The sequence below is a fragment of the Chitinophaga sp. genome (genome assembly GCF_039596155.1).
Taxonomy (GTDB): domain Bacteria; phylum Bacteroidota; class Bacteroidia; order Chitinophagales; family Chitinophagaceae; genus Chitinophaga.
In genome coordinates this window covers 178,254-204,456 of the sequence record NZ_JBCNKF010000008.1, presented here as the reverse complement: position 1 = coordinate 204,456, position 26,203 = coordinate 178,254, and the positions used below count along the sequence as shown (strand labels likewise).

Here is a 26,203-nt window from a genome sequence, read left to right as displayed (position 1 = left end):
TAAGAAGTATTAACCCGACATGTAGGCTAGGGGATGGGGACGCACCTCTATTCACTTATTCTTACTGGTCATGTCCCACTGATCCTGCTTATAATGCTTATATCACTCAATGGGGAAAAGATCCTATCGATAACCTCAATTTGATCGAATAGCTTTTTGACACACAACATAACATCAAGCAACACTACTCCCCACAGATGCCGGATATTTACAAAGGATGTATCCTGGCATTCCGCATAGACAATACTTTATGTGATGGCGCAGCAGCAGTAGAAACATTTGGCTTCCTGGACGATGACAACTGTCCGCCAGTAGATACCTGGGGTTATTTGCACAGGACATCTCATGCTGATCGCGTATTATTTGCATGGATTCCAGACCAGTTTGTAAATTTGGTGGATAATAGTATTGCTGTCAATCCTGAAGGATGTATAGAATGGTTGGATGTATGGTATCCGGAAATGTGGAAAAACCTCAGGGAACTATTCGAAAAATTCGGGCAGTTCAGTTTGAAATATATAAAACTAAACTACTTCAACAACTCTTCAATCTTCTGCTTAAACCAATTTGTTTTTACAAGGTCGCTGATGGTATAATCATTAAGTACTACTTGAAGCGATGTTTTACTGTAGTAAGTTTTCATACTAAAATATGGATAAAAGGTTTCAAAATCATCACTCTCCAATGCTTCTAATATAGGATCCAATTTCTCTGTATTTTTTATCGCATCTTTAAACTCAACATAAGTTTGCCTTGAAGTAGCGATGCTTAAAAGGATTCTATTCAACTTTTCATTCTTCTGCTTTGTAATGTCTGCTTTATACAACTGCTTATCAAATCCAACCGGGTTTAATTCGGCAATATTATCAGGATGATATATGTAATTCTCAAATGCATAGTAGTGAAGTATTCTTAGATGAGGAAATTTTTTCTGGATTGCATTAATTTCGTCCTCCATAAAATAATCTCTATCTCTTAATCCAAGCTTAGTTTGATCCGCTTTAATTGTCAGGAACACTTCCCTGCTATTCATTGCCGGCAAGAAAAAGTAGCCTTTCTCATTTAATGCAAGATTATAATGCTTATCATTTTGGTTTTCGACTACTACCAGTTTATATCCCTTTAGGATGTTTTGAAGCGTTTCCTTAGGTATTGCGATATCATAAACTTCCAGGTTCTCTTTTGGTTCCGGTGCTATTACCTGAGGTAAATCAAAATTTAATAGATCAAGATCGATAATACTTGCATTGTCAGCGTTTTTAGCAAAATCGATGAATCCCAATGCATGGGAAGCAGTCCATAATTGTGCATTATCAGGAATCCAGGTATTGACTATCTCTGCCATTAAGTTGGATTGCAATGCAGTATTCAAGTGGCAATCCATTTCATCTATATAAATGATCGCATCTTTATACTGTTCCTTCCTAACGATGAAATTTAAAAGAAGGATTACCACCTGTTTTTCTCCATGACTTAGCAAGTCATAGTTAATTTTAGAATTACCTTTTTTAAATATTAACCTGGGATTTTGCTGAGCATTTGCATTTTGGTACTCTGCAATCTGAATAGTAGTTGTCTCATCACCACAGAAAATATTCAACAAAGAAGTATTTAAAGGGCGAATAAAATCCTGAAAAATTTTCAATGTATCGGCAGATCGTCCACTGAATACCGGCTCACGAAGTGCGTTATCAATCATTTGTATATATGATGTAACATCACTGTTAAATCGTTCATCTACATCAATGAAAGAAAGCGGGCCATCACTATTTGAACTTATATCAACTATTCTTCCAGTACTGTTTATTCTAGGTACAATACGGATGCTACTTCTTCCAATAAACTTTTTATAAAGTCGTTCGTTAGTACTCAAAAGCTTAAATGAACTATCGTTTCCAATTTGCCTGCCGTCAGAAAACGTAATCAACAGCCTAATGTTTCCCTCCTCTTTTGCAAAGTAGTCGCTAAACTCAGGCTCTATACTATAATTAAGATCGAAAATATTTAAACGCTTGCTAATGGTATCAAACGCATCAAAAACTGAAGATTTCCCCGATCCATTCGACCCAATCAACAAAACAAGCTTAGACGTTTCAGGAATACCCTCAATCGTCAAATCAGTAAATCTCTTGAAATTTCCCAGTTCTAATTTTGTGATACGCATAGTTCAAATATACAAAGGATAACAAATCACAAGCCTTAATAAGGGTAAAAACAAAAAGGAGATCAGTTTCCTGATCTCCTTTTCCCGGTTCTTTGTCGGGGCGGCAAGATTCGAACTTGCGACCTCCTGCTCCCAAAGCAGGCGCGATAACCGGACTACGCTACGCCCCGTGCGCCCATTTTATCCCTTTCTTCATTACCATTCTTCGTCGTTGGGGATGCAAAGATAGGAATTGTTCAATTCATTCCAAATATTTTTTAAAAAAACTCAAAAAATAGTTCCCAAACCCTCTTTCTCCCGGCCAATTACTTCGACCGTTCTATACCCTTTCTTCGACCTTTCTTCAACCTTTCTTCGACCGTTCTTCGACTGTTCTTCGACTGTTCTATATCCTTTCTTCGACGCTTCTTCGACGCTAGTTCGACGCTTCTTCGACCGTTCTATATCCTTCCCTCGACGCTCCTTCGAATCCCCACCCTTTTCCCCAAAAATTTATATTTTTACCCCAATCCTGTGAAAATATGATTGTCAAACTATACCTCCGTAAACTATTCCCAGCCTTCTGTCTGCTGACAGCCCTTACCTCTTTTGCACAAAAAGCACCCAAAACACCCAAACCAGAACACATCCGCCTCTCTCAAAGAGAAATCAGATTCGATGACAACTGGCGCTTCCAAAAAGACTCCCTCACCAACACCGCCCGCACCGTTCAGCTCCCCCACGACTGGAGCATCGAAGACCTCCCTCTCCAAAACGACAGCACCATCATCGGCCCCTTCTACAAATACAGCCCCCTAAAAGAACAAGGCGCCTATACCATAGGCGGCACCGCCTGGTACCAAAAATCCTTTACCCTCCCCGAACTCAATGACCACCTCCTCCATATCCGCTTCGACGGCGTCTACATGAACAGCGACGTCTGGATCAATGGCCACCACCTGGGCAATCACCCCTATGGCTATACTCCTTTCACCTACGACCTTACACCCTACCTGTCACCCGCAGGACACATCAATACCATCACCGTCAAAGTGAAAAACGAAGGCCTGACCTCCCGCTGGTACACCGGCTCCGGTATCTACAGGCATGTATACCTGGTCAACCTGCCCGCCCTACACCTGGATGCCGATAACATCGCCATCACTACCCAAACAGCCCTTACAAAAGCTGATACATCCGCTGCCTCCGCTACCATCACCGTCAATACCACAATCCCCGCCGGCACCCAACTCCACCTCCGCCTCCTCGACGCCACCAATACCCCCATAGCCGAATCCAATACCCATACATTGACCATCACCAACCCACAACTCTGGTCTCCCGACCTCCCATACCGCTATAAAACAGAAATAACCCTTCAAAAAGACAATATTATTCTCGATAAGGTAATTATACCCACCGGCATCAGAGAGGTCAAAATTGACCCTAATACCGGCCTTCTCATCAACGGTGTCCGCACCCTCCTCAAAGGGGCCAACATCCACCACGACAATGGCCTCCTCGGCGCCGCCGCCTTCGATCGCGCCGAAGAAAGGAAAATCGCCCTCCTGAAAGCCAATGGCTTCAATGCCATCCGTACCAGCCATAATCCCCCTTCTCCACGATTCCTGGAAGCCTGCGACAGCCTTGGTATGCTGGTCATCGACGAAGCCTTCGATACCTGGGACGACGAAAAAACACCCGCCGACTACTCCCGTTTCTTCCGCGACCATCACACGCAAGACCTGGAAGCCATCGTTCGCCGTGATCGAAATCACCCCTCCGTTATTATGTGGAGCATCGGCAATGAAATCCATGAAAGAGCAGAATTCAGAGGCATCCTCATTACCAAAGAGCTCATCGGTACCATCAGATCTCTCGACTCCACCCGCCTCATCACCGCTGCCTTCAACGACTTTGGTCCCGGAACGCTTAAATGGGAAGATGCAGATGCTCCGCTTGCCCTACTCGACGTAGCAGGCTATAACTACGGCTGGACCAATTACTACCTGGATAAAAAAAGAGTGAAGAACAGGATCATGATGGGGACTGCCACCACCGCAAGAGATTTTCAAAATGCCTGGAATCATGTGGAAGGACTCAATTTCGTGATCGGCGATTTTGTATGGGCAGGCATGGATTACCTGGGTGAAGCTGGCATCGGGCATTCTATTTATGCCAATCAGGACAGTGCCCGCCTTACCTGGCCATGGTTCAATGCATGGTGTGGAGATCTCGACATCACCGGCGAGAAAAAGCCACAATCCTATTACAGAGATGTGGTATGGAGAAGAAGCCCCATCGAAATACTCGTACATACACCCGATACCGCCAACGAGAAGACAAGTTTCTGGGGATGGCCGGACGAACTCCCTCGCTGGTCCTATCCTAATCATGTAAGAAAACCTATGCAGGTAAGAGTTTTCACCCGGGCTAAGTATGTAAAACTGGAACAAAACGGGGAAGTACTGGCCACCAAAGAAACAACCCCGGACCTGACCGCCACTTTTGAAGTGCCTGTCAAACCCGGTACAATCGTAGCAAACGCCCTGGATAGAAATAAGAAACCTATCGGGGTAAAATACCTGGTATCTACATCCGAACCAGCCATCATCGTTTTACGTGCCGATACGAATACCATCAATGCCGACGCAGAATCACTATCATATATCAATGTCGAAGTACAGGATAAAGAAGGGAATGTAGTACCTTATGCTGACCTCCCCCTGAAATGCAGGATCTCAGGCCCGGCCACACTGGCAGGGGCTGGTAGCGGGGCCCCAAATCGCATGGCCAGTTTTCAGCAGCCCACCCTTACCACTTTCAGAGGCAAAGGGTTGATTATACTGCGGAACACCGGCCATGCAGGAAAAATTAAATTAGAAGTAACCGGCGACAACCTGAAAACAGGACGTATCACCGTAAAAGCGAAATAATTTAATGCACCACGATGGCATCGTCGCCCTCCTGCATCACAATCGGATGCTTTATCTGCCTGCGCCCAATCGCCAGCAATAACACCGACATGATCGCTGCACCCGCCATTATCATAGCCATCGGCAATGCCGTATGACTATCAAACAAACTCACACCCACCGACGCCAGGGCACCTATACCCATCTGCGTAGCCCCCATCAACGCCGCGGCACTTCCCGCATGCTTCTTAAAAGGGGCAATGGACAACGCAGAAGTATTAGGATTCGCAAACCCTACACAACTCAAAAACACAAACAACAACACGATCACCTGCGGCAACTGGTACCAACCCTGGTATTCTCCCACTACAAACAGTATCCCCGTCAATGCCTGTACGACCACCGCCACCTGCACCACCTGGTCACTCCTGTAACGGCGCAGTACCCAGCTATTTACCTGGCTAGACCCGATCAATCCAATTGATAACCCCGCAAAGATCCATCCATACACCGTCTTATCCAGATGAAAGATCTCCATAAACACCATCGGCGAGCCCGACACATAAGCGAACAACCCGGCAAATGCAAATGAACCTGCCAACGTATACGTGTAAAACTGTGGTTCTTTTATAACCGCCATAAAGTTGCTGATGATTGGCCCCGGCTTCAATGACATATGCACATCCGGCTCATAACTCTCCGGCAATAAAAATATACTCGCCAGCAAGATCAACATACCTAATCCACCCAATATGATGAACACCGAATGCCATCCCAATGCCAACGTCACATAACCACCCACTGTAGGCGCAATCATAGGAGAGGCCCCCACTACCAACATCAGCAATGCAAATACACGCGCATTTTCCTGTACGGGGAATAAATCCCTCACCATAGCAATAGCCGCTACCGCTGCCGCACAACTTCCGATAGCCTGGAAGAAACGCAGGATCACTAACCCCTGTAAACTATCCACCATCGCACACCCTCCAGACGTGAGAATATACAAACACAACCCTATATACAACGGCTTCTTGCGTCCAAAACGATCCAGGAGCGGGCCATACAATAACTGCCCCGCTGAAATTCCGATAAAATAACTGGACAATGAAAGACCAACTTCTGCTGTACTTACCCCCAGGTCTTTTGCTATAGAATCAAAACCCGGTAAATACATGTCAATAGAAAAAGGACCTAATGCTGTCAATGCACCTAAAATAAAAATAAGAAGGGATTTCCCGCGCGACGAGGATTCCGTAGTTTGCATAGCTCGTGATTAAATCACGAAATTAATCCGCTTTCTGCGAAAAACAGCTTTTGAATGATGACTATTAATGAAAATAGACTGTAACAAAAAAGCCTTTGCAAAAAATGCAAAAGCTTTTTCTATAAAAACGGGCCGCATAATTTTTAATGTCTATTTAAAGAATCCACCTGCCGTCGTCATCTTTTCCACCCAGATACCACAACCTTTCGGTAACACAAACTCACTTACACCTACTCTGTTCACCCGCGGATTCCAATCATAGGTATACCCCATCCTCGTCCATGGATAATGAGAAGCCCCTGCCGGCAATGGCTGGAAATAGGATGAAATGATATACCCGTTAAACCACGCCTTATATTCCTCCGATACGCCAGCTGACAATACCGGACTGGCATGGGTCGTCGTTACATCCGGGCTCCCGGCAGGACGATACAGCTTACTGGCCGGCACCCATACCTGTGCGATATACTTATTGCCATTCACAGGTGGCAGTCCCAGCATCTGGCTCACACGTAGCAACGTGTCTGATGTTGCGGTAAACTGACTACCCAACCTGTACTTCATCTGGTTGGGAATGAAAAGCCACATTTCTCCCCAGCTGTTATTAATCGAATCTCCCGGAGGGAAACTACCCGGATACTTCATAAATGTACCCATCAGCACATACTGCTGCCCATTAATTGTCTTCCATTGTAATACAGGGTTGCCGGCTACGATCGCCTGCAGCGTGTCAATCGTTTTGGTCGTGTCTGCAATCATCGCCTGGTTAATAGACCGGTTATAAACTTTGTCCAACGGCTCATTGCTACCGTATCCAGGCTGGGCGGATTTACAGGCCACAGCCAATAATGCGATGAACGCTAAATTGCGAAAGGTTTTCATGTTGCGGTGTAATTTAGTCAAAGTTAACATCGCTAAAAGTGATATTGTTCACCCTGCCCCATTTACATGTAGGAAAAAGCAAAAGGGAACACAACTCGGCAGAAAGCGCACAGCCATCCTCCATCATAGTCCTGAATAGCTATCCCCAATCCCACACTCTCAAGCCCCCTGTACCAAACGCTGAAACCGTCAAAATACCTTATCAACCTGTCTCACCAAAAAGCAGGTAGGCACCTCACCCGTCGAATACCCTCAAAACACCCCGATCAACCTGTCTCGCCCAAAAAGCGGGTAGGCACCTCTACCGTCGAATACCCGGTCAAATCTCCCATGTCCACCTGTCTCACTACCCAAAAAAAAGAGCCTGTATCAATCGATACAAGCCCTTCACAATATCTTCCGCATTCACCGCTACGACAAATACTTTAAAATCGCCATCATATCCTCTTCTCCCAATCCCTCCTTCACCGCACCATTCAGCGCCTCACTCAGCGTCACACCCGCCGGCGTATTCATTCCCTGCTCCCTCGCCAACCTGATATCTTTTGCCAGCAACTTCAGCGCAAACGCCGGTGCATAATTATCATTCACAATTCCCGGCGTCTTGATCTTCGTTATCCCACTTCCCACACTGCCTTCATTAATCAATGGCAATAACTTATCCGGCCCGATACCATGCTTCTTCGCAAAGATAACAGCCTCTGCCAACCCCTGCACAGTAATCCCCAGGAATGCATTGATAGCGAGTTTAGCATAATTACCTGCACCATTATCCCCCAACAGCGTAGCCGACTTCCCCAGATTGTCAAACACCGGTTTAGCCCTTTCAAAATCCGCTTCCTTACCACCCACCAATATGATGAGCTGCCTGTCTTCCGCAGGCTTCACACTACCAGATACAGGCGCATCCAGGTAAGCAACCCCTTTCTCCTTCACACGCGCCGCCATCGCCTTCGTCGTATCCGGCGATACAGTGCTCATGTCAATCGCCAGTAACCCCGCCGGCAACGGTGCCGCCAGCAACTGCTCCCAGATCTCCTGCAATGCCGCGTCATCAGCTACCATCGTGATCACGCAGTCTACATCCTTTACAAGATCCGCAGGCGTAGCCGCCACCTTCACACCTGTCTCCTTTGCAAATTCTGTTGCTTTTGATACCGTGCGGTTATATACCTGCACGTCAAAGCCTGCCTTTACCAGGTTCTTCACCATAGGTTTCCCCATGTTACCCAGTCCTGCCCATCCTATTTTCATATATCCAATTTAAAAAAGAAATTGCCGCAAGTGATCGCGGCATCAATTTATTGAGCAATTTTTAATTCGGAAGGATTCTCTACAAGTAAAGGGATAATGTTTCCTTTTAACTGCTGGCATAAATTAGCTAACTCCATTACCACGGCATCTCTCGTGTTGTTATAACATTCCTGATCTCCCTCTTTGGCTTTTTCCAGGTCAAAATAATGCTGTCTTACGCTCCTGAAAGCCCGCAATAATACAAGTGAAACGTGAGGGTCCCTGCCCTGGCGAAGATTAGCTATATGCTTTGTGGTGAGTGTCGAGGCAGCGTCCATCAACATCATACGCAATTCGAAACAGCTGTTCGTATCGCGATATTGTTCTGCGGCTATCCGCTCCTTTATCTGCTGTACATCAATCATAGTACATATGTGTAAAAATCAAAATTAATCAATTTTCAAACCAAGGCAAACTGAATAGAATATTAACACAATTTATGTACCAACATAACATATAAAGATAAAATATCATAAGTTAGGGGAGGCTTTTTTCCACAATATGGGGGTACAAAAAACGCTTTTACCAGCGGCAAAAGCGTTTTTTCAAAAGATAAGTTCCCGGCGCACTACACCAGGAACCGATTCAATTATTTCAGGTAAGAACGCAGGAACCAGGCCCACTCCTCATGTTCTTTCAACACACCCGTCAGGAAATCTGCTGACCCGGTATCCTTATACTCATCCTCTACCTTCTCAATACTTGCACGCACCCCACGAATAATCGTCTCATGGTCATCAAGCAAATTCTTAATCTGGGTAGTCTGATCATTTGTATAATCGCCTTCCTGCAGATTAGCCAGTTTCAGATAATCCGCCAGACGACCTTCCGCATAATGTCCAATCTTACGTACACGCTCCGCGATCTCATCGATCGTTTCTGCTAATTCTGTATACAGTCGCTCATATAACTTATGCAACTCCATAAAACTTGGGCTCTCAATATTCCAGTGGTAGTTGCGGGTCTTTGCAAATAACACCTGTTCATCTGCCAGTAATTGATTCAAAATAAGGGCAACAGCTTGCGTGTTCTTTTCGCTGATTCCAATATTAGCTTTCATATAAAAATTGTTTATAATTTACCTAATCTTCAGTTTTTCCAGCATGTCAGTGGTCAATGAATCTGCCGATGGACCATACCCCGATACCAGTATTCCTTTCAAACCATTCGTACATTCTATCGCATATACCGCCGCCTCGTCCGACGGGTCCGAATTCCCCTCATACCTGTATACATCCACGATACTGAAATCATTTACATGTACCTTTCCCTCGTGTGCCACGATATAATTGTCCTCCAGGTTAAAATCAACGGTAAAACCTCTTTTCTTCAAAGCGGCAATAGCATTGGAAACTGTATCGTAATGCAATTGGTGTTCCATAAATTACGTATTTAAAAAAAGTGAGTGCACATTCTCTCGCAGGAACAGGGGAGACTTTCAAACAGTATGCTATATTAAGCATTTTTGTCCAAACACAGAAGGCCATTCCTAAATAGAAATGACCAATTGTAACAAAGCTCCACTGTATGATGAAAGATACTTTCAATGCAACAAAGCTAATTCACTTACTACCTGCTGTCAATTGACAAAACATATTATCTGTTGTACTTTTCGTGGCTTCTTCTCATGCCCACCCAATCAATCACCCCATAGCCAGGTGGTTAAAACAGGTTACAAACTCACAAAAACTTGTCAATAACTTCTTACGATCAGATCTCATTGAACACCCATCAGCCCTCAAAAAACATCCTTCAAATCAGGTAGGCGATCTTTTTAAAAAAAGTACTTAGACCTCTCCAGCTACCGAAGGTTTAATCCTATTCAATTACTTTTTTTTAGTGTAAAAAAGCCCCTTCAATTTACCGCAACAATTCCATCCTTTACCGACAAAACCCGCTTCCAATAAAGATTGTAAGATACTTTTACACAAGCGAACAATACCGTTACTTAATTAAACATCGTGCCATGGAAAGAAAAATCTTCTTGAAAAACACCCTCGCTGCTTTAGGTTTAGCAGCCGTTGCCCCACTCGCAGTTTCTTCGTGTGGTAAAGACACTGATACAACTACCAGTACAACCAGCACCACTACCGATAGCACCAGCACCGGTACCGGAAGCACCACTTCCTCCTGTACCGTAACTGATACAGAAACCGCAGGACCATATCCTACCAAAACCCCCTCTTCCTACGTAAGGAGTGATATTGTTGATGGACAGTCCGGTGTACCACTCACCATAAAGATCACCATCAACAATACCAAAAACAGTTGTAAAGCACTCTCCGGCGCACTGGTAGACATCTGGCATTGCACCGCAGTAGGCTACTACTCTGAATATGTTGTGAATCCCGGCGGCGGATATTCCAGTGTTGACTACACTTCCTCCCACTTCCTGAGAGGCAGACAAACCACTGACTCCAATGGCCTGGTGACCTTCACCAGCATCTTCCCGGGCTGGTACTCAGGCAGAGCACCACACATACATGTACACGTGTACAACAGCAGCGGTACATCTCTGCTCATTACTCAGATCGCTTTCCCTACTGATATATGCAATACTGTATATACCACTGCTTCCGACTACAAGGCACACGGCACACAAGACACCTCCAACTCTTCTGACATGGTGTTCAGCGACTCCCTGGCCGATGAACTCGCGACCGTTACCGGTAGTGTATCTGCTGGCTATACACTGACACATACCATCTATGTAGCCGCATAATTTTATTATAGTGGTTGTCTCCAATAGCAACGTCGTAAGCCTCTTCTTACAACTTTTGGAGACACCCCCTTTCATTTATAGTAACAATGAAGATCATCCGCCTCATATATCGCAAACTCATTGACGCCTCCGCCACCAAACCCTGGGACCAGCTCCTATTTGAAGGCTCATGGTACGAATACCTCCTGCAGGCACAAACATTCAATCCAGAGAAGAAATACAACACCTTCGCTGAGCTCATGGCCCATGTTCCAAATGCCGACAGGCTCCACTTTCTTGTCACCCCCGCTATCATTGGCTATCTCAAACAACTGAATGGGAGAATACCCGACATCACTAATAATATCGGTAAAACCTTTCTCCCCTTTAAAAATTTCAAATTCGAAATTGTTAATTCAGATATCACCGACAAGAACAAACACCAGGTCGCGGTAAACTTCATTTCCGAGCCACTCATCTGGCACGATACCATCGGTCATCAACTGCTCGTCACGACCAACAATGAACCGGAGAATGGTGAAACATTGACCGAAATCCTCACCCTGCAACCATTCCTTAGTATTTATTCTATTAAAGCATGATACCACAATCAAAAGGAAAGATGTACCTGTCTGATGAACGCGGGTATAACGAAATGCCATGGTTTCGTACCTACAACACATTCAACTTCGGCAGGTATTTTAATGAACATAAACAACCCTTTGGTGCACTATATGTACTAAATGAAGATGTACTGGCAGGTGGCAAAGGCTTCCGGATGCAAGTAGAATCACCCGCTGATATTATCCTGTTGCCAATAGTGGGCGCCATCACATTCACTACAGATGATGGACATCACGGTTGGCTGGAAGCCGGTCAGGTACAGGTATTACACCTTGCACCCAACACTGCATTTGAAGTACGTAATCCTTATGAGAACGACCTGGTAAAATTCCTGCAACTATGGATCAAAACACCCACAGGCCAGCCAACGTCTGCCACCTTCGATCTCAGCCATAAAGACCTGTTGCATACAATTATCAATCACGATACCTACCACCTCTCTATAGGTAAATTCAATGGTAGGGCAGAAGCTACTTATTCCTTAAAAGATAAAAACAAAGGCATCTTTGTATTCAATATTGAAGGCGCTTTTGAAGTGCAGTACCGGTTACTCCACAATGGCGATGGACTGGGATTATGGGAAGTCGCTGATGTGGAAATGGAGGCCCTGTCAAATGATGCCATCATACTGCTACTGGAAGTTGACATGTAAAATATGTATGAAAGCATCCACTTTTCAACGGGGCGTAAAACTAAAAAGCCCCGGGTAATCAGTCCGGGGCGCATTTTCATCACTCTTCCAATTTACCATCTTTAAGGAGGTCTTTTTTACGCATACCTATTTTCCTACCCTATAGCATTAGAAGAATATATCACCAAGATAAAACATTGTTTATCACCGACTGATGATGCGAATCAGCGATACCTGTGATAGTCGTAAGGCACTAGAAAAACCTGCGCCCAAAGGCCCAGAAAATAACCTTTGCCGGACTGAAAGGAATATCCTTGTAAAACAGAAATGCACAGTGTCCCAATGCAACAGCAATACTCAACACAAAAATCCATTTCCCATGTCGGCGTGTACTTTCATCAAACTTCGCTACTGTCGTTCCATCCGGCATTTTTCTATAAGCCGTCATCAGGATGAGCCCAACGGCCACACCCAGAATTGTATTCACTACCGCTGCAATATATCCACCCCAGATATATGCCCCCCCTGCTTTTTCCGGTGTTTTTAAATCCTGCTCCCTTTCTACCTGCATCAACTGCAAATCGGATGTAGTCAAAGGAATACCTCTTTCGGCTAACAACTTCCTGGCCAGCGCATAGTCAAACTCTCCCCACTCATCTTTCTTCTTCACCAGGTCCAACAGCTCCTCATCCGTAAAAGACAACAGATAATAGTCGTCTTCTACCTCCAGTTCATTGAGATCTACCGCTGATTCCAGCACTTCATTAGCGATCAGGAACTTTTCCTGTGGAATCTTCACGAAGTACTGTTGTGTATTCAATGCCCCCACAATAGGCGTGTCAAAGAGTGGTTTGCCTTCTTCCATGGAGTTAGGAATACGGTTCCTTGATAACAAGGCCTGCATAGCAGCCGCCTCTTCACGAGACTCGAAAATGCGGTATGTCGTATAGGTTGTCATAATATGACAAAAATAATAATTTATTCTAATTGGCCCGGTCGCGCTCCTCCTTCGCACCACCCTCCTTATGGTTTTGCCGCGCACCGCCAAATGCCCTGGAATACGTAAGCTTCATCACAGGGAAATACGAAGACTCCGCACTATACACCACTTTATTCTTCAAATCATGCGCCTCTTCTGCTACCTCGCCAAAGGAAAAAGGAATATGCATGCTGGCAAATACATCCTCTACAGCAAACTGCAAAGTACCTTTGCCTAACTCTTTTTTCACACCTATATTCACTTCTCCAAAAGTCCCCACCTTCTTGGAACCATCATAAGAAGGCCCCCAGTAAAAGCCGGATAACTCACCCGTCCAGGCTTTGCCAAAAGTAAACTGTTCACTGAAATTTACGTTCCAGGTGAAATATCCCCTTTCTCCTGGTGTACGGGTATAATCCAGCTTAAACCGACGATACGCCGCCAACAACGAGTAATTCATATTCCACCACTCATTCACTTTCACAGGAATATTCGCCTGGAAAACCAGGTTGTTCTGCCACAGCATATTCTGCGAAGACAATATCAAAACTGTCTTATCCGGTGTTTCTGTCATCTGCCAGCGCACAATGGGATGATCATCCCTGCTTGCCAACAACGAAAACGAATAACCTTTATAATTATATCCTACCTTGAAAATATTCGTAATAGTAGGTAACAGGGATGGATTACCTGACTCATAAGAGTTAGGCCCTGTATAAGATTTATAGGAAGCCAGATCTGTATAAGCAGGCCGGGTAATGCGCTTGTTATAAGAGAAGAACAACTCATGCCCACCCGGCAATTGTTTATTAAAGGAAATTACCGGGAACAACTTTCCCATCTTCCGTTCAGTGATCAGCCGCGTATCGGCATATTCATACCTGCTGCCTACTGTGAACGCTGTAGTAGAATCTAACTGCCATTTCAAAGAAGCATACGCCGCTGCAATAACCTCTTTCATCACACCCTCATTCGTTGCATTCGCCCCGGTTACATACTTGCCATCTACCAGGCTCTTAATACCCGATGCACTCTCTGTACGATTATAACTCCCTTTCACTCCTGCTTCCAGTTTCAACTGATGATTCAACTGTCGTATATAATCCAGCCTGGCAACACCTACCTGTATCAATGTATGTGCATAGCCTTCCTGTATAGGTGCAAACAAGGTATCGTTATTCCCAATCTCCTGTCCCTTTAAATTTACAAATGAATTGACGGCTTTACTGGGCCGATCCATCGTATACCGCAGGTAATCCAGGCCCAGGTTCAGGTGTTTGCCTTCTACATAAAAATCTGCAATAGTATTTTTCCATTTCATATATTCATTTACATCTACATGGTTGTACAGCACAGAATCTGGCAATACATTGAACATACCGCTATTAATATTATGCAGGTGCGTATGACTATATCCATACAGTAAACTGCCACCTATGTGTTTTGAATCAAAGCCAACCCTGGCAGTATGGCTATTCTCCACAGGCTGCATAACGCCCGTTACATCCGAATAGGTCAATCCTCCCAGCAAGGGTTCTTCCGCAGTACCCAACGCATGCCAGTTCGCATTGCTCCGGTTATGATTATAACTATAAGAGCCATACCAGTTATTATATCCCATCTGTACACTAGCGCCTGCCTTCTCCCCCCAACCATACCCGCCCGTTACACTCGCATTGCCATTAAACCCTACCTGGCTGTTTTGTTTTAAAACGATATTGATGATCCCTCCATCCCCCTCTGCATCATACTTCGCACCAGGTGTAGTCAGCAATTCAATCTTCTCTATATCGTCCGCACGCATCCCTCTCAGCAAAGCCACAATTTGCGTAACAGGCATCCGTAACAGCTTTCCATTCAGCATGACCATGACACTACTTTTCCCATTCATAGCAATGCTGTTATTCCGATGATCTATCATAATGCCAGGAGCACGCTCCAATACATCCAGCGCAACACTGCCCCTGGAAAGAATACTGCTTTCCACATTCACCACCATGCCCTGTTCCTGTTGCTGATACAGTGGTTTGCTGCCACGTATCACGACCTCACCCAATTGCTGCTGGTTAGTTGGCAGGACCTGTATACCTAAGTTGACAGGTCCTGCAATGGAGACGTTTAACACCTTGTACCCGATGGCATTTACCCTGAGTATATATTGTGCTGCCGGCACACCAGTGATCACAAACCCTCCCTGTTCGTCGGATACAGCTCCTTTAAAAATACTGCTGTCAGCAGCTTTCAATAAAATAACGTTTGCAAACGGAACCGGCGCCCCCTGCACATCCTGTAGCCGGCCACTTACCTGCGCCATGGCAGAGGAGCAAATTGCAATGATATAGCACATCAGAAAAAGGCGTTTCATAATGCATGTTTTCAGCAAAAGAATCTAAAATCCCTTCCTGCAAAAAAAGCGTATGACCACCCGTAGTAAATAATTGATGAAACGCCCAGGTTCCACTTATATATAGTAAGATGCATTTGATCATTTATCCCCGTCATTTCGTATAATTCTCCTGCCACCACACAGTAATTTCGTAAATTAGGAATATGGAAAAGCATTGGTTATTTCGCTTCAGACTCTACCATCTGCCATTCTGGGTAATGTATCATTATGCCTGGTGGGTAGTGTCTTATGGCGATCCGCTCCGGGCGGCCAATACCATCCTGTTCACCCCTTACGCAGTAGAGTTCGCCTTTTATGTCGTATTCCAGGCAGTGGCGGTGTATTTCAATCTGTACTACCTGATCCCGACCTTTCTCCAGAAAGGAAGATACCAGGCCTATATCGGCTACCTTTCCCTGACCCTGATCGCAACTACATTATGTATCGTAGGTGGCTACTACCTCATACCTACGCCCAGCGATCTCTGCTTCTTTGGATTTGTAGGAAAAGCCTTGCCCAGTACCATTGCGAGTACAACACTGGCCATGAGTATCAAACTGGCCAGGCACTGGATGAAAACCAGGGAACGACAGCAGTTACTCGAAAAAGAAAAACTCGAAACAGAATTACAATTCCTCCGCAACCAGTTTAATCCACATTTTCTATTTAATAGTATCAACTCCATCTTCTTCCTGATCCATAAAAACCCGGATGTAGCAAGTGCATCACTGGCGAAATTCTCCGAATTACTAAGACATCAGCTGTACGAATGCAATGACAACCACATTCCGCTCGACAAGGAAATCAACTTCCTGGCAAACTTTATTGAACTGGAGAAATTAAGACAGAATAAGCGCACACATATCCAGGTCAGTTTCACAGACAAACCTGTATCACACCTTTCCATCGCGCCATTCATACTCATGACATTTATTGAAAACGCATTCAAGCATGTGTCAGGTAATGAAGACCACTGGATTAATATTTACCTGGAGCTGGAAGAAGACAAACTGGTATTTACCGTTAGCAATAGCACGGCGGATAAGGAATCAGGCCAATATAGCGGGATAGGACTACAGAATGTAAAAAGAAGGCTGGACCTGTTGTATCCCAATGAATACAGCTTAGACATACAGGAAAGAACTGACAGCTTCACCGTACGGCTACAACTCACGTCTTTTGCCGGCAGTGCTGTGAAGCCACTCCAACTGGCCATTTAGCCCGGTATCGTTACATTCACGCCTCACATTCCCCGTCCTGCAGACCAGACTAATACACCGGCCATAAAAAATGGCTTCCACAACCGGTGAAGAAAGTCAGCCCCACACGAAAAAATCATCATCCCTCCTTGACAAAAGCTGTTTTTTTCGCAACCAGTGTATTATCTTGTTGACCATATAAAACCAACAAGATATGAGGGCATTGATTCTACTGTTATGCTTAGACTTCTTTCAACTATCTGCGCAGCAAAAAAACTTTCCTATTACCACCTTTGGCGCCAAAGGTGATGGCCATACCAACAACACCGGCGCCATCCAGGAAGCCATAGACAAAGCTGCTGCCGCTGGCGGTGGCACAGTAGTCATCCCCGCCGGAAAATTCGTTACAGGGGTGATCACACTTAAATCAGGAGTTACTTTACACCTGGCACCCAATGCCTTCCTCCTCGCTACCACCAGCCGCAAAGACTACGGTCCGGGCAAAGCTTCTGCCCTCATCGTGGCCGACAACCAGCAAAATATCGGCATCTCCGGAAAAGGAACGATCGATGGCCAGGGAGAGCTCCTGCTGAAAGACATCTTTGATATGTTGAAAAAGGGAACCTTAAAAGATAAAGAATGGCAGCATTATAATGAATGGGGCCAGATGCGCCCGGAAGAAAGCAACCGGCCGATACTGATTGCCTTCAGGAATTGCAAAAATGTAAGCGTAAAGAATGTCACCATCATGAATGGCCTCTGCTGGATCCAGGATTACATCAGCTGCACTGACATGGTATTCGATAGCATTAAAGTAATCAGTAATACCTTCCTGAATAATGACGGTATTGACCTGGTAGATTGTAAAAATGTAAAACTCACGAATAGCAGTTTTGACGTAGCTGATGACGGCATCTGCCTCAAATCACACGATACCGCCGGCCTTTGTGAGAATATCTACATCGCCAATTGTAAAGTACGTTCCAGCGCCAGTGGATTCAAAATGGGCACCGCTTCGTGGGGCGGCTTCAAAAACATTACGGTTAAAAATATCTATGTATACAACACCTTCCGCTCTGCTATCGCCATCGAAACTGTAGATGGCGGTATTGTGGAGAACATTGATATCAGCAATATCACCGCCAAAAATACCGGCAATGCCATCTTCCTTCGCTTAGGAAAACGCCAGGCGCGCCGCGAACCCGGCACCCTCAGCAAAGTACACATCTCAAATGTAAAAGCAGAAATACCTGCCACCAAGCCAGATGCAGGCTATAATATGGAAGGCCCCCGTGAACTGTTTGAACACAATACCTTCCCGGCTGGTATCTATGGCATTCCAGGTCACCCTGTTCAGGAGGTAGTCCTGGAAAACATAGACATTACCTACGCAGAGAAGTCCAGAATGGCGGTTGCAAACATGAATGTAGATTCCCTGCACCGTATTCCCGAAGCCATCAGCGACTATCCTGAATTCTCTATGTTCAGGGAACTGCCGGCATGGGGTTTCTATGTAAGACATGCAAGTGACATCACCTTCAAAAACGTAAAACTGAACTATACCGGAGAAGAATTCCGGACAGCCTGCATTTTTGACGATGTAAACGGATTAAAATTAGAGAAGGTGAAAATTAATAAAGCAGCATCTAAACCGCTTGTCATATTAAATAACGTGAAAGAGCCTGTCCTGGATGATCCTACCTTAATCAAGTAAAACACCCAGGAAAACGCTCATTTCCTGGTGGAAATGAAAACAATCTTCAATACCAAAAGAGCCTGTATCTTTTATTGATACAGGCTCTTTTGATGTATAATTAAAGAATAAATTCCTGTAATCGTTGCCTCGTTACCGTCTGGTTCCCCCAATAAAATGCGTCTATCTCATCCAAACGTGCCATTGAAGCATCTGACTGCACTGCCAGCCAACCCACAAATTCCTCTTTGGAAACGAAAATCTCCACCTTATCATCCATCATCCCGTCCCACAATCCGCCGTAATAATAAGCGCCATTCCGGTACTCTAATCCCATTCCGCAATAATCCCGGTGCCCAAAGCCAAAACTCCTTTCCTGCAGTCGTATTGCCACCTGCTCCGCCAATTGCTGACCATATGGTTCCGTCTTACTTTCCAGTAAGCTTCTCCATTTCTCTTGCTGTTTCCGAGCCTCCTGCTCCCGCTGCCTTTGTACCTGTTGCGCTTCCAGCTGAAGACGGCTCTTGCTCACCTGCTTATACACAAACTGGTCCATAGCCAGGTCTGCCTGCACAATCAGATCCCCCAGTTGTGGCTCCTGAGATACATATCTGGATACTAATGAATCAAGCTTCTTATCTGTCGGCCATATCAAAACAGGCTTTCCATCAGTTCGGACCCCGTTTATAGATAATAATGCCGGCGCCTGAAACCGGATACTTCCACGTACACAATTGTATTTCTCCAGTACTATCCGGAGTTGAAGGTCTATGGCTGGTTGTAATTCTTCTCTGGACGTCATCGGGATGGCTTTACGAACTCGTCGACAATTTACATTTTCTCAAATAAAAATGATACCCCATCAGTTTTTCTTTTTATTAAGAAAATCACCTTGTTAGAGCACATCATTTATATAAAACAATTCATCAATATTTCAAACACCCCACGAAACAGGCTACCATACTGCATGCTGGCAGCTACAAGGATGAATGGCAAGGAACAATTTCTACGGTTAACTTTAAAAAACGCCAAAAGAAATATTGCACCTATATTAACTGCAATCTAACCATCATTATTACTTGTGATAACAAGGGTCCTCCATCATATGTGATAACAATAATAACAGGGAGGCTTAAATTCATACAAGAGTACTTCCCTCAGGGCAAAAAAATCGCTCCTGCCGCAAAGCAGGAGCGATGACTATTTTAACTGACCATTTGTCAGTGACTATCCGGCTCAAAGTCCAGGGAAACTGAATTCATACAATAGCGCTTCCCGGTTGGCTTAGGACCATCGTCGAAAATGTGGCCTAAATGTGAATTACAACGGGCACATTCCACTTCTACACGCTGCATACCGTATGAATTATCCTCTTTATAGATGACGCTATTCGGACGATCTGCTTCGAAGAAGCTGGGCCAGCCACAGCTACTGGCAAACTTAGCGTCGGAACGGAACAGCTTATTTCCGCATACCGCACAATAGTACGTACCCTTTGTATCAGCATCCCAGTATTTACCGGTAAAAGCCCTTTCTGTTGCCTGTTCTCTGGCTACCGCATAAAGGTCAGGCGGCAGGATCTTCTTCCATTCCGCATTGCTGACGTTCAGATGAGTAGTGTCTGTGCGTGAGTAGTATGGGTTATGCATATCTGATTTGTTTTTACTTTGCTGAGCGCGGCTGGTACAGCTGAAAAGCGTACAAAGGAGCACACTCAGGTATAATGCGTTTTTCATTATTATAGTATTATAATTATAGTAACGAAATTCGTTCCAAATAAGATTGCATGACATTTTAGCGAAACCAGCTACAACGCTTATTTAACAATATTTTTTGTATTCCCCTGCCCATTAAAATCACAGGTTCATGAAATGGGGACTATCACGGTATCATAAATCACCTTCCCTTCATGATTGATCACCTGTACCTGCAGTTTATCCTTTGCAACTGAAAAATACATAAAACCATAATCAGCGGCCTGGAAGCGGCTATAAGGCAGCCCTTCCTTTACCGGCGTTACCTCTGAGCCGGCACCGGAAATAAAATGATGTGTCACCCCACTACTCTTCAGGTGCTGAAGCGAGTGGTCATGACCAGAGAGATAAATATTTACCTGGTGCTTTTCCAGCACTGCCTCCAATGTTTTCCTGATGCCCAGCGTGTCATAATTCGTTGTACGTGGCCCCGCAGTGTACATGGGATGATGACCAACCACCATCTTCCAGCGAACATCTTTGCCTGCTGCTGCAAGGGTCTGGTCAATCCACTCAAGCTGTTGCTCAGGGTGCTGACCTTTTACATGAGGCCCATATTCCGGGTTGTCATAAAACTCCGGCAACATCGGGTTAGTATCTATAAATAGTATCAATACCTTCCCATCTTTGCCTAATGAGAATTCTTTTGAATAATACCGGGCCGGCATCTTCCAGCGACGGCTAATAGTACTGTATCGCACCTGGGCATCAGGATCTGACTTGTAATCATGATTACCCAGGATCGGATACCAGTCCCATTGAAGAGAGAAATCTGTATAAATGTTTTCAAAGGAATAGTGAAACAAGGGATCGTGCTCACTGATTACCCCGGCAGGATAAAAGTTGTCTCCTGTGGAGATAATAAATTGATTGGGATGTTCGGTAGCCCACTTGCCCATCTGGCGGGCTACGTGTAACTGATGATCGGCCCCATTCCGGCCCCAGTCGCCAATAGCCAGGAACTGTAATGGATAATTGTCTGCCGATGGAGAAACGTCTGCGTAAGCGCTGAGAGAAGATAATACGGAAGTGCTTAATACACTGAAAGCTGTCTGTTTAAAAAAAGTCCTTCTTTTCATGTATCCTGTTTAAGGCGCCTGTATCCAGCAATGAAAGATACAGGCGCCTTTTATTTGAGTACCCGATGGAAACAGGTATCGTTTTATAAAATTCCCGGGACGTAGGTTTAATAACAATACATCCGCTATTCAATTAATATCCGTCGTTCTGTACCAGATTGGCATTTAACACCAATTCTGTCGCCGGGATCGGGAACAACCTTCTTGAAGTGGATTCTCCTCCTGTCTTAAAGCCCCAGGCACCTTCCCACTTACCAAAACGGATCAGGTCATTCCTTCTCCATCCTTCCCATGCCAGCTCACGCCCCCTTTCATCCAATATGTCCTGCAATGTAAGCGTAGTCACCGTTGGCGCATTGACCCTTGCCCGCACCTTATTAAATAATGCCACAGCTGTAGCGGTACTACCTCCACTCCGCAACAATGCCTCTGCCTGCATCAGGTATACATCCGCCAACCTCAATACAGGGATATCATTGTTCTGATAACGGTTCACCGCATTCGGATCTGGATAGAACTTAATCGATCTTGCACCACAGGAAACACCATTCACCTCCGGGCCCACATTCATCGTTGCCGCATCTGTCAATGTAATGGCACGGGTCAGGTTCAGCTGGTAACTGCCATTCATGATCTTATTCCCTGCAAAGTCATACTGCAGGCCAGATAACCAGGTCGTATCCCTCGCATCGCCTGTTAAACTAAACAGATCAAAGAACTCAGGAGATGTACACATCGCGTTACTAGGACTAAAATTAAGCCCGTATTTGGCACGCAGGGTGCCATGCAGGGTATAACGGCTAAAGTAGTTACCGGTTGCCTTATTCGCATCAAATACCGCTACAAAGATGGTTTCATTGTTCGCTGTATTAGTCGGACTAAACAAACTCATATAGTTCTTTTCCAGCGACAATCCTGACTCACTCATCAGCTTATTTCCATAAGTGATCGCATCCGTATACCTGGCAGTGCCTGTGTAGTACTCCGCATTCAGGTACAACTTCTGTAACAGTGCATACGCCATCCACAATGTAGGACGCCCATAGTATTGCAGTGTCACTGTAGCAGGCGCACCTAACCCCGGTACAGCCGCCAGCAGTTCACTTTCTATATATTTAAATACAACTGCACGGGTAGACTGGGTAGGGCTCGCAGTGCTGCCATAAGTGGTGATAGGCACATTGCCATACAGGTCCATCATATAGAAATAGAACAACGCACGCATCGTACGGATCTCTGCTGTAAACTGTGTGCGCAGTGCGCTGGAGTCAGATTTTGACAACAGGTTCAGCACCCTGTTACACTCAGAGATACCACTGTATCCCCAATTCCAGGGTGCATCAAGATCTGACGTGGTCCAGGTATGCTTGTGCAACTTAATATACGAACCATTGTCATAATAACTACCATTCCTGTTTGGAATCATGGCCTCATCAGTAGACAGCTCGATCACTCTCCAGAAATCTACTGCAAAACTCTGGCTGGACATCTTCTGGTATACAGAACCCGTTGCCGCCACATAACCTTCCTGTGTATTGGGAATGGTGGTCAGCTGTGATTCAACAGGCACATCCAGCTTGGTACATCCTGCTGCCGCCATCATAACTGTAGCGGAAATAGCGATATATAATAATGCTTTCATTCTTCTCTCAATTTTTAAAATGTAACATTCAATCCCAACAGGAATGTGCGTGTCTTTGGATAATAACTGCGGTTGTCAATACCCGGTGTCTGCCCTGATACATTGATCTCAGGATCTATTCCTTTATACTTTGTAATAATGAACAGGTTATTGCCAGAAGCATACACACGCAGCTGATAATTCTTTTTGTTAGCAAATGAATATCCCAGTGTTGCATTGTCCAGTCGCAGGTAAGAACCACTTTCTACATACCGGCTGGAGATGAAGTGATCCTTGTCGTCCTTAATAGATTCAGATAAAGTGCTTACAGGCACATTGGTGGTATTGGCATAAATAGGCGCGTTCATATCTGCGCGGGTAGCATTCAGGATCTGGTTGCCATATACCCCGCGTACAAAGATGTTGAGGTCAAACTGGCCATAACGGAAGGTATTATTCCAGCCATAGATCAGTTTAGGCTGTGCAGAACCAGTTACCCGGAAATTGGTAAATGCGGTGCTATCCGTAGAGATCGTGCCATCGGCAGCGACAAAAGTCGATTTACCATCTGCATTTTTACCCGCATACTTCAGGGTATAAAAAGAACCTAATGGCATGCCTTCTTTGATGATCTGGTAACCACTGATACCCGATTGTCCACGGGCACTGAATGCAGCTGTGTAGAACTGCGGTGCACTGAACAGGTCGTTGGAAATAGAAGTGATCTTATTCACATTGTGTGCAAGGGTGACAGACGATGTCCAGCTGAATTTACCTGTTTTTACAGGTGTCGTGCTCAATGCCAGTTCTATACCTTTATTGCTCATAGCACCTACATTTGCCGTCATCGTGCTATAAGGATACTGTGTAGTAGATACGGTGTAATCACCGATCAGGTCTGTCGTACGCTTGTCGTACACATCCACACTACCACTCAGTTTGTTATTGAACAAAACGAAATCCACCCCCACGTTCGTAGTCGCTGTACGCTCCCACCTCAGATCAGGGTTATCATTCTGAATAGGTGTCAGGGAATTGATCCACGCCCCGTTATAATAGAAGTAAGAAGAACCACTGCCATAGATCAGGCGGGAAGTATAGGCATTGAAACCTGTAGAGTTACCTACCACACCATAACCGGCACGTACTTTCAGAACGTTGACAAAGTTCACGTTCTTCATGAAGCGCTCATTCTGGAGGTTCCAGCCTACAGATACAGACGGGAAATATCCCCAACGATTGTTACGACCAAATGCAGAAGAACCATCACGACGCAGTGATCCCTGGAACAGGAAACGGCCATCATAATCATAAAAAGCCCTGCCATAGAAAGAGATCAGTCTTAAGGTAGATACATAGTTATTCCCATAGTTCACGGTTGTACCATTACCCTGACCCAGGTTATTCCACTTCAGGTCGTCAGATACGAAGTTATAACCGCTCACCTGGTACCCATCGCCATTACGGTCTTCCTGCCAGCTGTAACCACCCAGTAATTTAATATTGTGTTTATTGAATCTTCTTTCATAGGTCGCAAATGATTCCAGTACTTTCTTGGTATTGGATACATTCGTACGCTGTGCATAACCTGTATAATCCTGTGCCAGCATAGAAGCACTGTTGTAATACAGATCCGTATCATTGCGCTGACGCTGATACGACACAGAGGTAGTAAAGTCCAGCCCTTTCAGGATATTCACGGTCGCAATACCATTTACCAACAGGATATTGGCTTTGCTCTGGATAGTATTATCATTGATCAATGCCACCGGGTTGTAATAACCACCGGTACCTGTCGTGCGGCTTCTGTCTTCATAATAGCTACCATCAGCATTCTTCACAGGCACCGTAGGCATATAAGTGAGCATGTTGCTCAGCACCTGGCTGGGGATCTGTTTACCATTAGTAATACTGTTGGTCACATTCATGTCCAGTTTCAGGCGATCGTTAAAAGCACGGTGCTGTAAATTGGTACGGATCACAAATCGGTTCATGGAAGACCCTTTAATGATACCTTCATTATTCAGGTAGTTCACACTCACTCCATAGGAGGAGTTCTGGTTGCTGCCACTGTAAGCTAAATTGTGATTGTGGGAAAACCCCGTACGGGTTACTTCCTTCTGCCAGTTGGTATTACTGACACCATCGTTATTGATGGCATCAATGGTTACATTATTCGCAGCCAGGTAAGAACGCAGCTGGTTAGCATCCGCCATTTTAATGGTGTTAGAAATTCTTTCAACCGCGCCATAGGTACTATAGGAAAGATGTGATTGTCCGGAGCGCACCTTGCGGGTGGTAATGATGATCACACCATTTGCAGCACGGGAACCATAGATAGAAGTAGATACCGCATCTTTCAATACCTCCATGCTTTCAATATCGCCGGGGGCCACACTATAAATAGAAGCACCCGGTACCCCATCAATCACATAAAAAGGTTCATAGGCATCGGTACCAGACCTGAAAGAAGACGGCCCACGCAGGATCACAGCGGCATTTTCATTGGGATTACCGCTCCTGGAAATATTCAAACCGGCTACCTTACCCTGCAGCAGCTGCACGGGGTCGCTATACACACCTACGTTGAAATCTTCTTTCTTCACAGTGGTCACAGCACCCACCATTTCACTACGGCTTCTGCTACCATACCCGATTACCACAACGTCGCTGAGCTGACCATTGTTCTCCTGCATTTTGAATGCTACGGACAACTGGTCATTTGCCTTCACACTATAGCGCTCACTCACATGGGTAGTATAACCAATATAACTGGCTTTGATCACGTATCCTGTGTCAGCAGGTACTTTTGAAAAACGGAACAGACCAATAGAGTCTGTACGTGTTACCTTGGAAAATGAAGAAGCATTCCTGGTCAGGATGACAGTAGCACCGGGCAGGGGTTCTCCCTTTTCCGTCCTGATCAACCCTTTGATATCGCCCGTTTGGGCAAAAACTTTTAAATGCAGCAATACGGCAAATAAGAGCAGCACCGCATGTCGCGGAAACGGTCTTTTTCCTCTAAATGTCATGTTA

General features: G+C 45.1%; 21 protein-coding genes and 1 tRNA gene. 7 read left to right on the top strand and 15 right to left on the bottom strand.

Annotated features, from left to right (window positions below; genetic code table 11):
- The first annotated feature begins 197 nt into the window (after positions 1–197).
- Positions 198–596 carry a hypothetical protein gene (locus ABDW33_RS10555; RefSeq protein ID WP_343690024.1) on the top strand — a complete coding sequence of 133 codons (399 nt, stop codon included), beginning with the start codon at positions 198–200 and terminating at the stop codon, positions 594–596.
- Here the strand turns inward: ABDW33_RS10555 and ABDW33_RS10550 are convergent.
- Both ABDW33_RS10550 and ABDW33_RS10545 read right to left on the bottom strand, forming a co-directional pair.
- A complete protein-coding gene (locus ABDW33_RS10550; RefSeq protein WP_343690023.1) occupies positions 530–2,164 on the bottom strand; it encodes an AAA family ATPase in 1,635 nt (544 codons plus the stop codon). The two genes, ABDW33_RS10555 and ABDW33_RS10550, sit on opposite strands and share 67 nt — an antisense overlap.
- 95 nt (positions 2,165–2,259) lie before the next feature.
- Positions 2,260–2,334, bottom strand: a tRNA-Pro gene (locus tag ABDW33_RS10545).
- 351 nt (positions 2,335–2,685) lie between these two features.
- On the opposite strand from ABDW33_RS10545, the gene ABDW33_RS10540 reads away from it, so the two are divergent.
- A complete protein-coding gene (locus ABDW33_RS10540) occupies positions 2,686–5,079 on the top strand; it encodes a glycoside hydrolase family 2 TIM barrel-domain containing protein (protein WP_343690022.1) in 2,394 nt (797 codons plus the stop codon).
- 1 nt (position 5,080) lies between these two features.
- On the opposite strand, the gene ABDW33_RS10535 is transcribed toward ABDW33_RS10540, so the two are convergent.
- From ABDW33_RS10535 to ABDW33_RS10510, 6 genes are all read right to left on the bottom strand, one after another.
- Positions 5,081–6,325: a multidrug effflux MFS transporter gene (locus tag ABDW33_RS10535; RefSeq protein ID WP_343690021.1), complete on the bottom strand. Its 1,245-nt coding sequence runs from the start codon at positions 6,323–6,325 to the stop codon at positions 5,081–5,083.
- 150 nt (positions 6,326–6,475) lie between these two features.
- Positions 6,476–7,207, bottom strand: a complete 732-nt coding sequence (locus ABDW33_RS10530; protein WP_343690020.1) for a hypothetical protein — start codon at positions 7,205–7,207, stop codon at positions 6,476–6,478.
- A gap of 411 nt (positions 7,208–7,618) precedes the next feature.
- On the bottom strand, positions 7,619–8,461 hold the full coding sequence (locus tag ABDW33_RS10525) for an NAD(P)-dependent oxidoreductase (protein WP_343690019.1): 843 nt from the start codon (positions 8,459–8,461) through the stop codon (positions 7,619–7,621).
- A gap of 47 nt (positions 8,462–8,508) precedes the next feature.
- Positions 8,509–8,865, bottom strand: coding sequence for a hypothetical protein (locus ABDW33_RS10520; protein WP_343690018.1), 357 nt, complete (start codon positions 8,863–8,865; stop codon positions 8,509–8,511).
- A 224-nt stretch (positions 8,866–9,089) separates the two neighbouring features.
- Positions 9,090–9,560, bottom strand: a complete 471-nt coding sequence (locus tag ABDW33_RS10515; RefSeq protein WP_343690017.1) for a DNA starvation/stationary phase protection protein — start codon at positions 9,558–9,560, stop codon at positions 9,090–9,092.
- A gap of 18 nt (positions 9,561–9,578) precedes the next feature.
- On the bottom strand, positions 9,579–9,881 hold the full coding sequence (locus tag ABDW33_RS10510; RefSeq protein WP_343690016.1) for a hypothetical protein: 303 nt from the start codon (positions 9,879–9,881) through the stop codon (positions 9,579–9,581).
- Positions 9,882–10,466: 585 nt separating this feature from the next.
- On the opposite strand from ABDW33_RS10510, the gene ABDW33_RS10505 reads away from it, so the two are divergent.
- The 3 genes from ABDW33_RS10505 (at position 10,467) to ABDW33_RS10495 (ending at position 12,477) form a co-directional block, all read left to right on the top strand.
- On the top strand, positions 10,467–11,222 hold the full coding sequence (locus tag ABDW33_RS10505; RefSeq protein ID WP_343690015.1) for an intradiol ring-cleavage dioxygenase: 756 nt from the start codon (positions 10,467–10,469) through the stop codon (positions 11,220–11,222).
- Positions 11,223–11,308: 86 nt separating this feature from the next.
- On the top strand, positions 11,309–11,803 hold the full coding sequence (locus ABDW33_RS10500) for a hypothetical protein (protein ID WP_343690014.1): 495 nt from the start codon (positions 11,309–11,311) through the stop codon (positions 11,801–11,803).
- Complete coding sequence (locus ABDW33_RS10495) at positions 11,800–12,477, top strand: pirin family protein (protein WP_343690013.1); 678 nt, start codon at positions 11,800–11,802, stop codon at positions 12,475–12,477. The genes ABDW33_RS10500 and ABDW33_RS10495 overlap by 4 nt, the downstream gene beginning before the upstream one ends.
- 232 nt (positions 12,478–12,709) lie before the next feature.
- Here ABDW33_RS10495 and ABDW33_RS10490 read toward each other — a convergent pair whose 3' ends face one another.
- On the bottom strand, positions 12,710–13,414 hold the full coding sequence (locus ABDW33_RS10490) for a hypothetical protein (RefSeq protein ID WP_343690012.1): 705 nt from the start codon (positions 13,412–13,414) through the stop codon (positions 12,710–12,712).
- A 25-nt stretch (positions 13,415–13,439) separates the two neighbouring features.
- The gene (locus ABDW33_RS10485; protein WP_343690011.1) at positions 13,440–15,800 is read right to left on the bottom strand and encodes an outer membrane beta-barrel protein; all 2,361 of its coding nucleotides are present in this window, start codon (positions 15,798–15,800) and stop codon (positions 13,440–13,442) included.
- Between the two features lie 185 nt (positions 15,801–15,985).
- Between ABDW33_RS10485 and ABDW33_RS10480 the strand changes: the two genes are divergently transcribed.
- Together ABDW33_RS10480 and ABDW33_RS10475 are read left to right on the top strand one after the other, a co-directional pair.
- Positions 15,986–17,041 (top strand): histidine kinase, encoded by a 1,056-nt coding sequence (locus ABDW33_RS10480; RefSeq protein WP_343690010.1) that lies wholly within the window; start codon positions 15,986–15,988, stop codon positions 17,039–17,041.
- A gap of 193 nt (positions 17,042–17,234) precedes the next feature.
- Entirely contained in the window at positions 17,235–18,734 is a 1,500-nt protein-coding gene (locus ABDW33_RS10475; protein WP_343690009.1) for a glycoside hydrolase family 28 protein, read from the top strand.
- A gap of 100 nt (positions 18,735–18,834) precedes the next feature.
- Here ABDW33_RS10475 and ABDW33_RS10470 read toward each other — a convergent pair whose 3' ends face one another.
- From ABDW33_RS10470 to ABDW33_RS10450, 5 genes are all read right to left on the bottom strand, one after another.
- A complete protein-coding gene (locus tag ABDW33_RS10470) occupies positions 18,835–19,515 on the bottom strand; it encodes a hypothetical protein (RefSeq protein WP_343690008.1) in 681 nt (226 codons plus the stop codon).
- Between the two features lie 418 nt (positions 19,516–19,933).
- On the bottom strand, positions 19,934–20,362 hold the full coding sequence (gene msrB, locus ABDW33_RS10465; RefSeq protein WP_343690075.1) for a peptide-methionine (R)-S-oxide reductase MsrB: 429 nt from the start codon (positions 20,360–20,362) through the stop codon (positions 19,934–19,936).
- A 215-nt stretch (positions 20,363–20,577) separates the two neighbouring features.
- On the bottom strand, positions 20,578–21,546 hold the full coding sequence (locus ABDW33_RS10460; RefSeq protein WP_343690007.1) for a tartrate-resistant acid phosphatase type 5 family protein: 969 nt from the start codon (positions 21,544–21,546) through the stop codon (positions 20,578–20,580).
- A gap of 133 nt (positions 21,547–21,679) precedes the next feature.
- On the bottom strand, positions 21,680–23,188 hold the full coding sequence (locus ABDW33_RS10455) for a RagB/SusD family nutrient uptake outer membrane protein (RefSeq protein WP_343690006.1): 1,509 nt from the start codon (positions 23,186–23,188) through the stop codon (positions 21,680–21,682).
- Positions 23,189–23,202: 14 nt separating this feature from the next.
- A complete protein-coding gene (locus ABDW33_RS10450) occupies positions 23,203–26,199 on the bottom strand; it encodes a SusC/RagA family TonB-linked outer membrane protein (RefSeq protein WP_343690005.1) in 2,997 nt (998 codons plus the stop codon).
- Between the last annotated feature and the right edge of the window lie 4 nt (positions 26,200–26,203).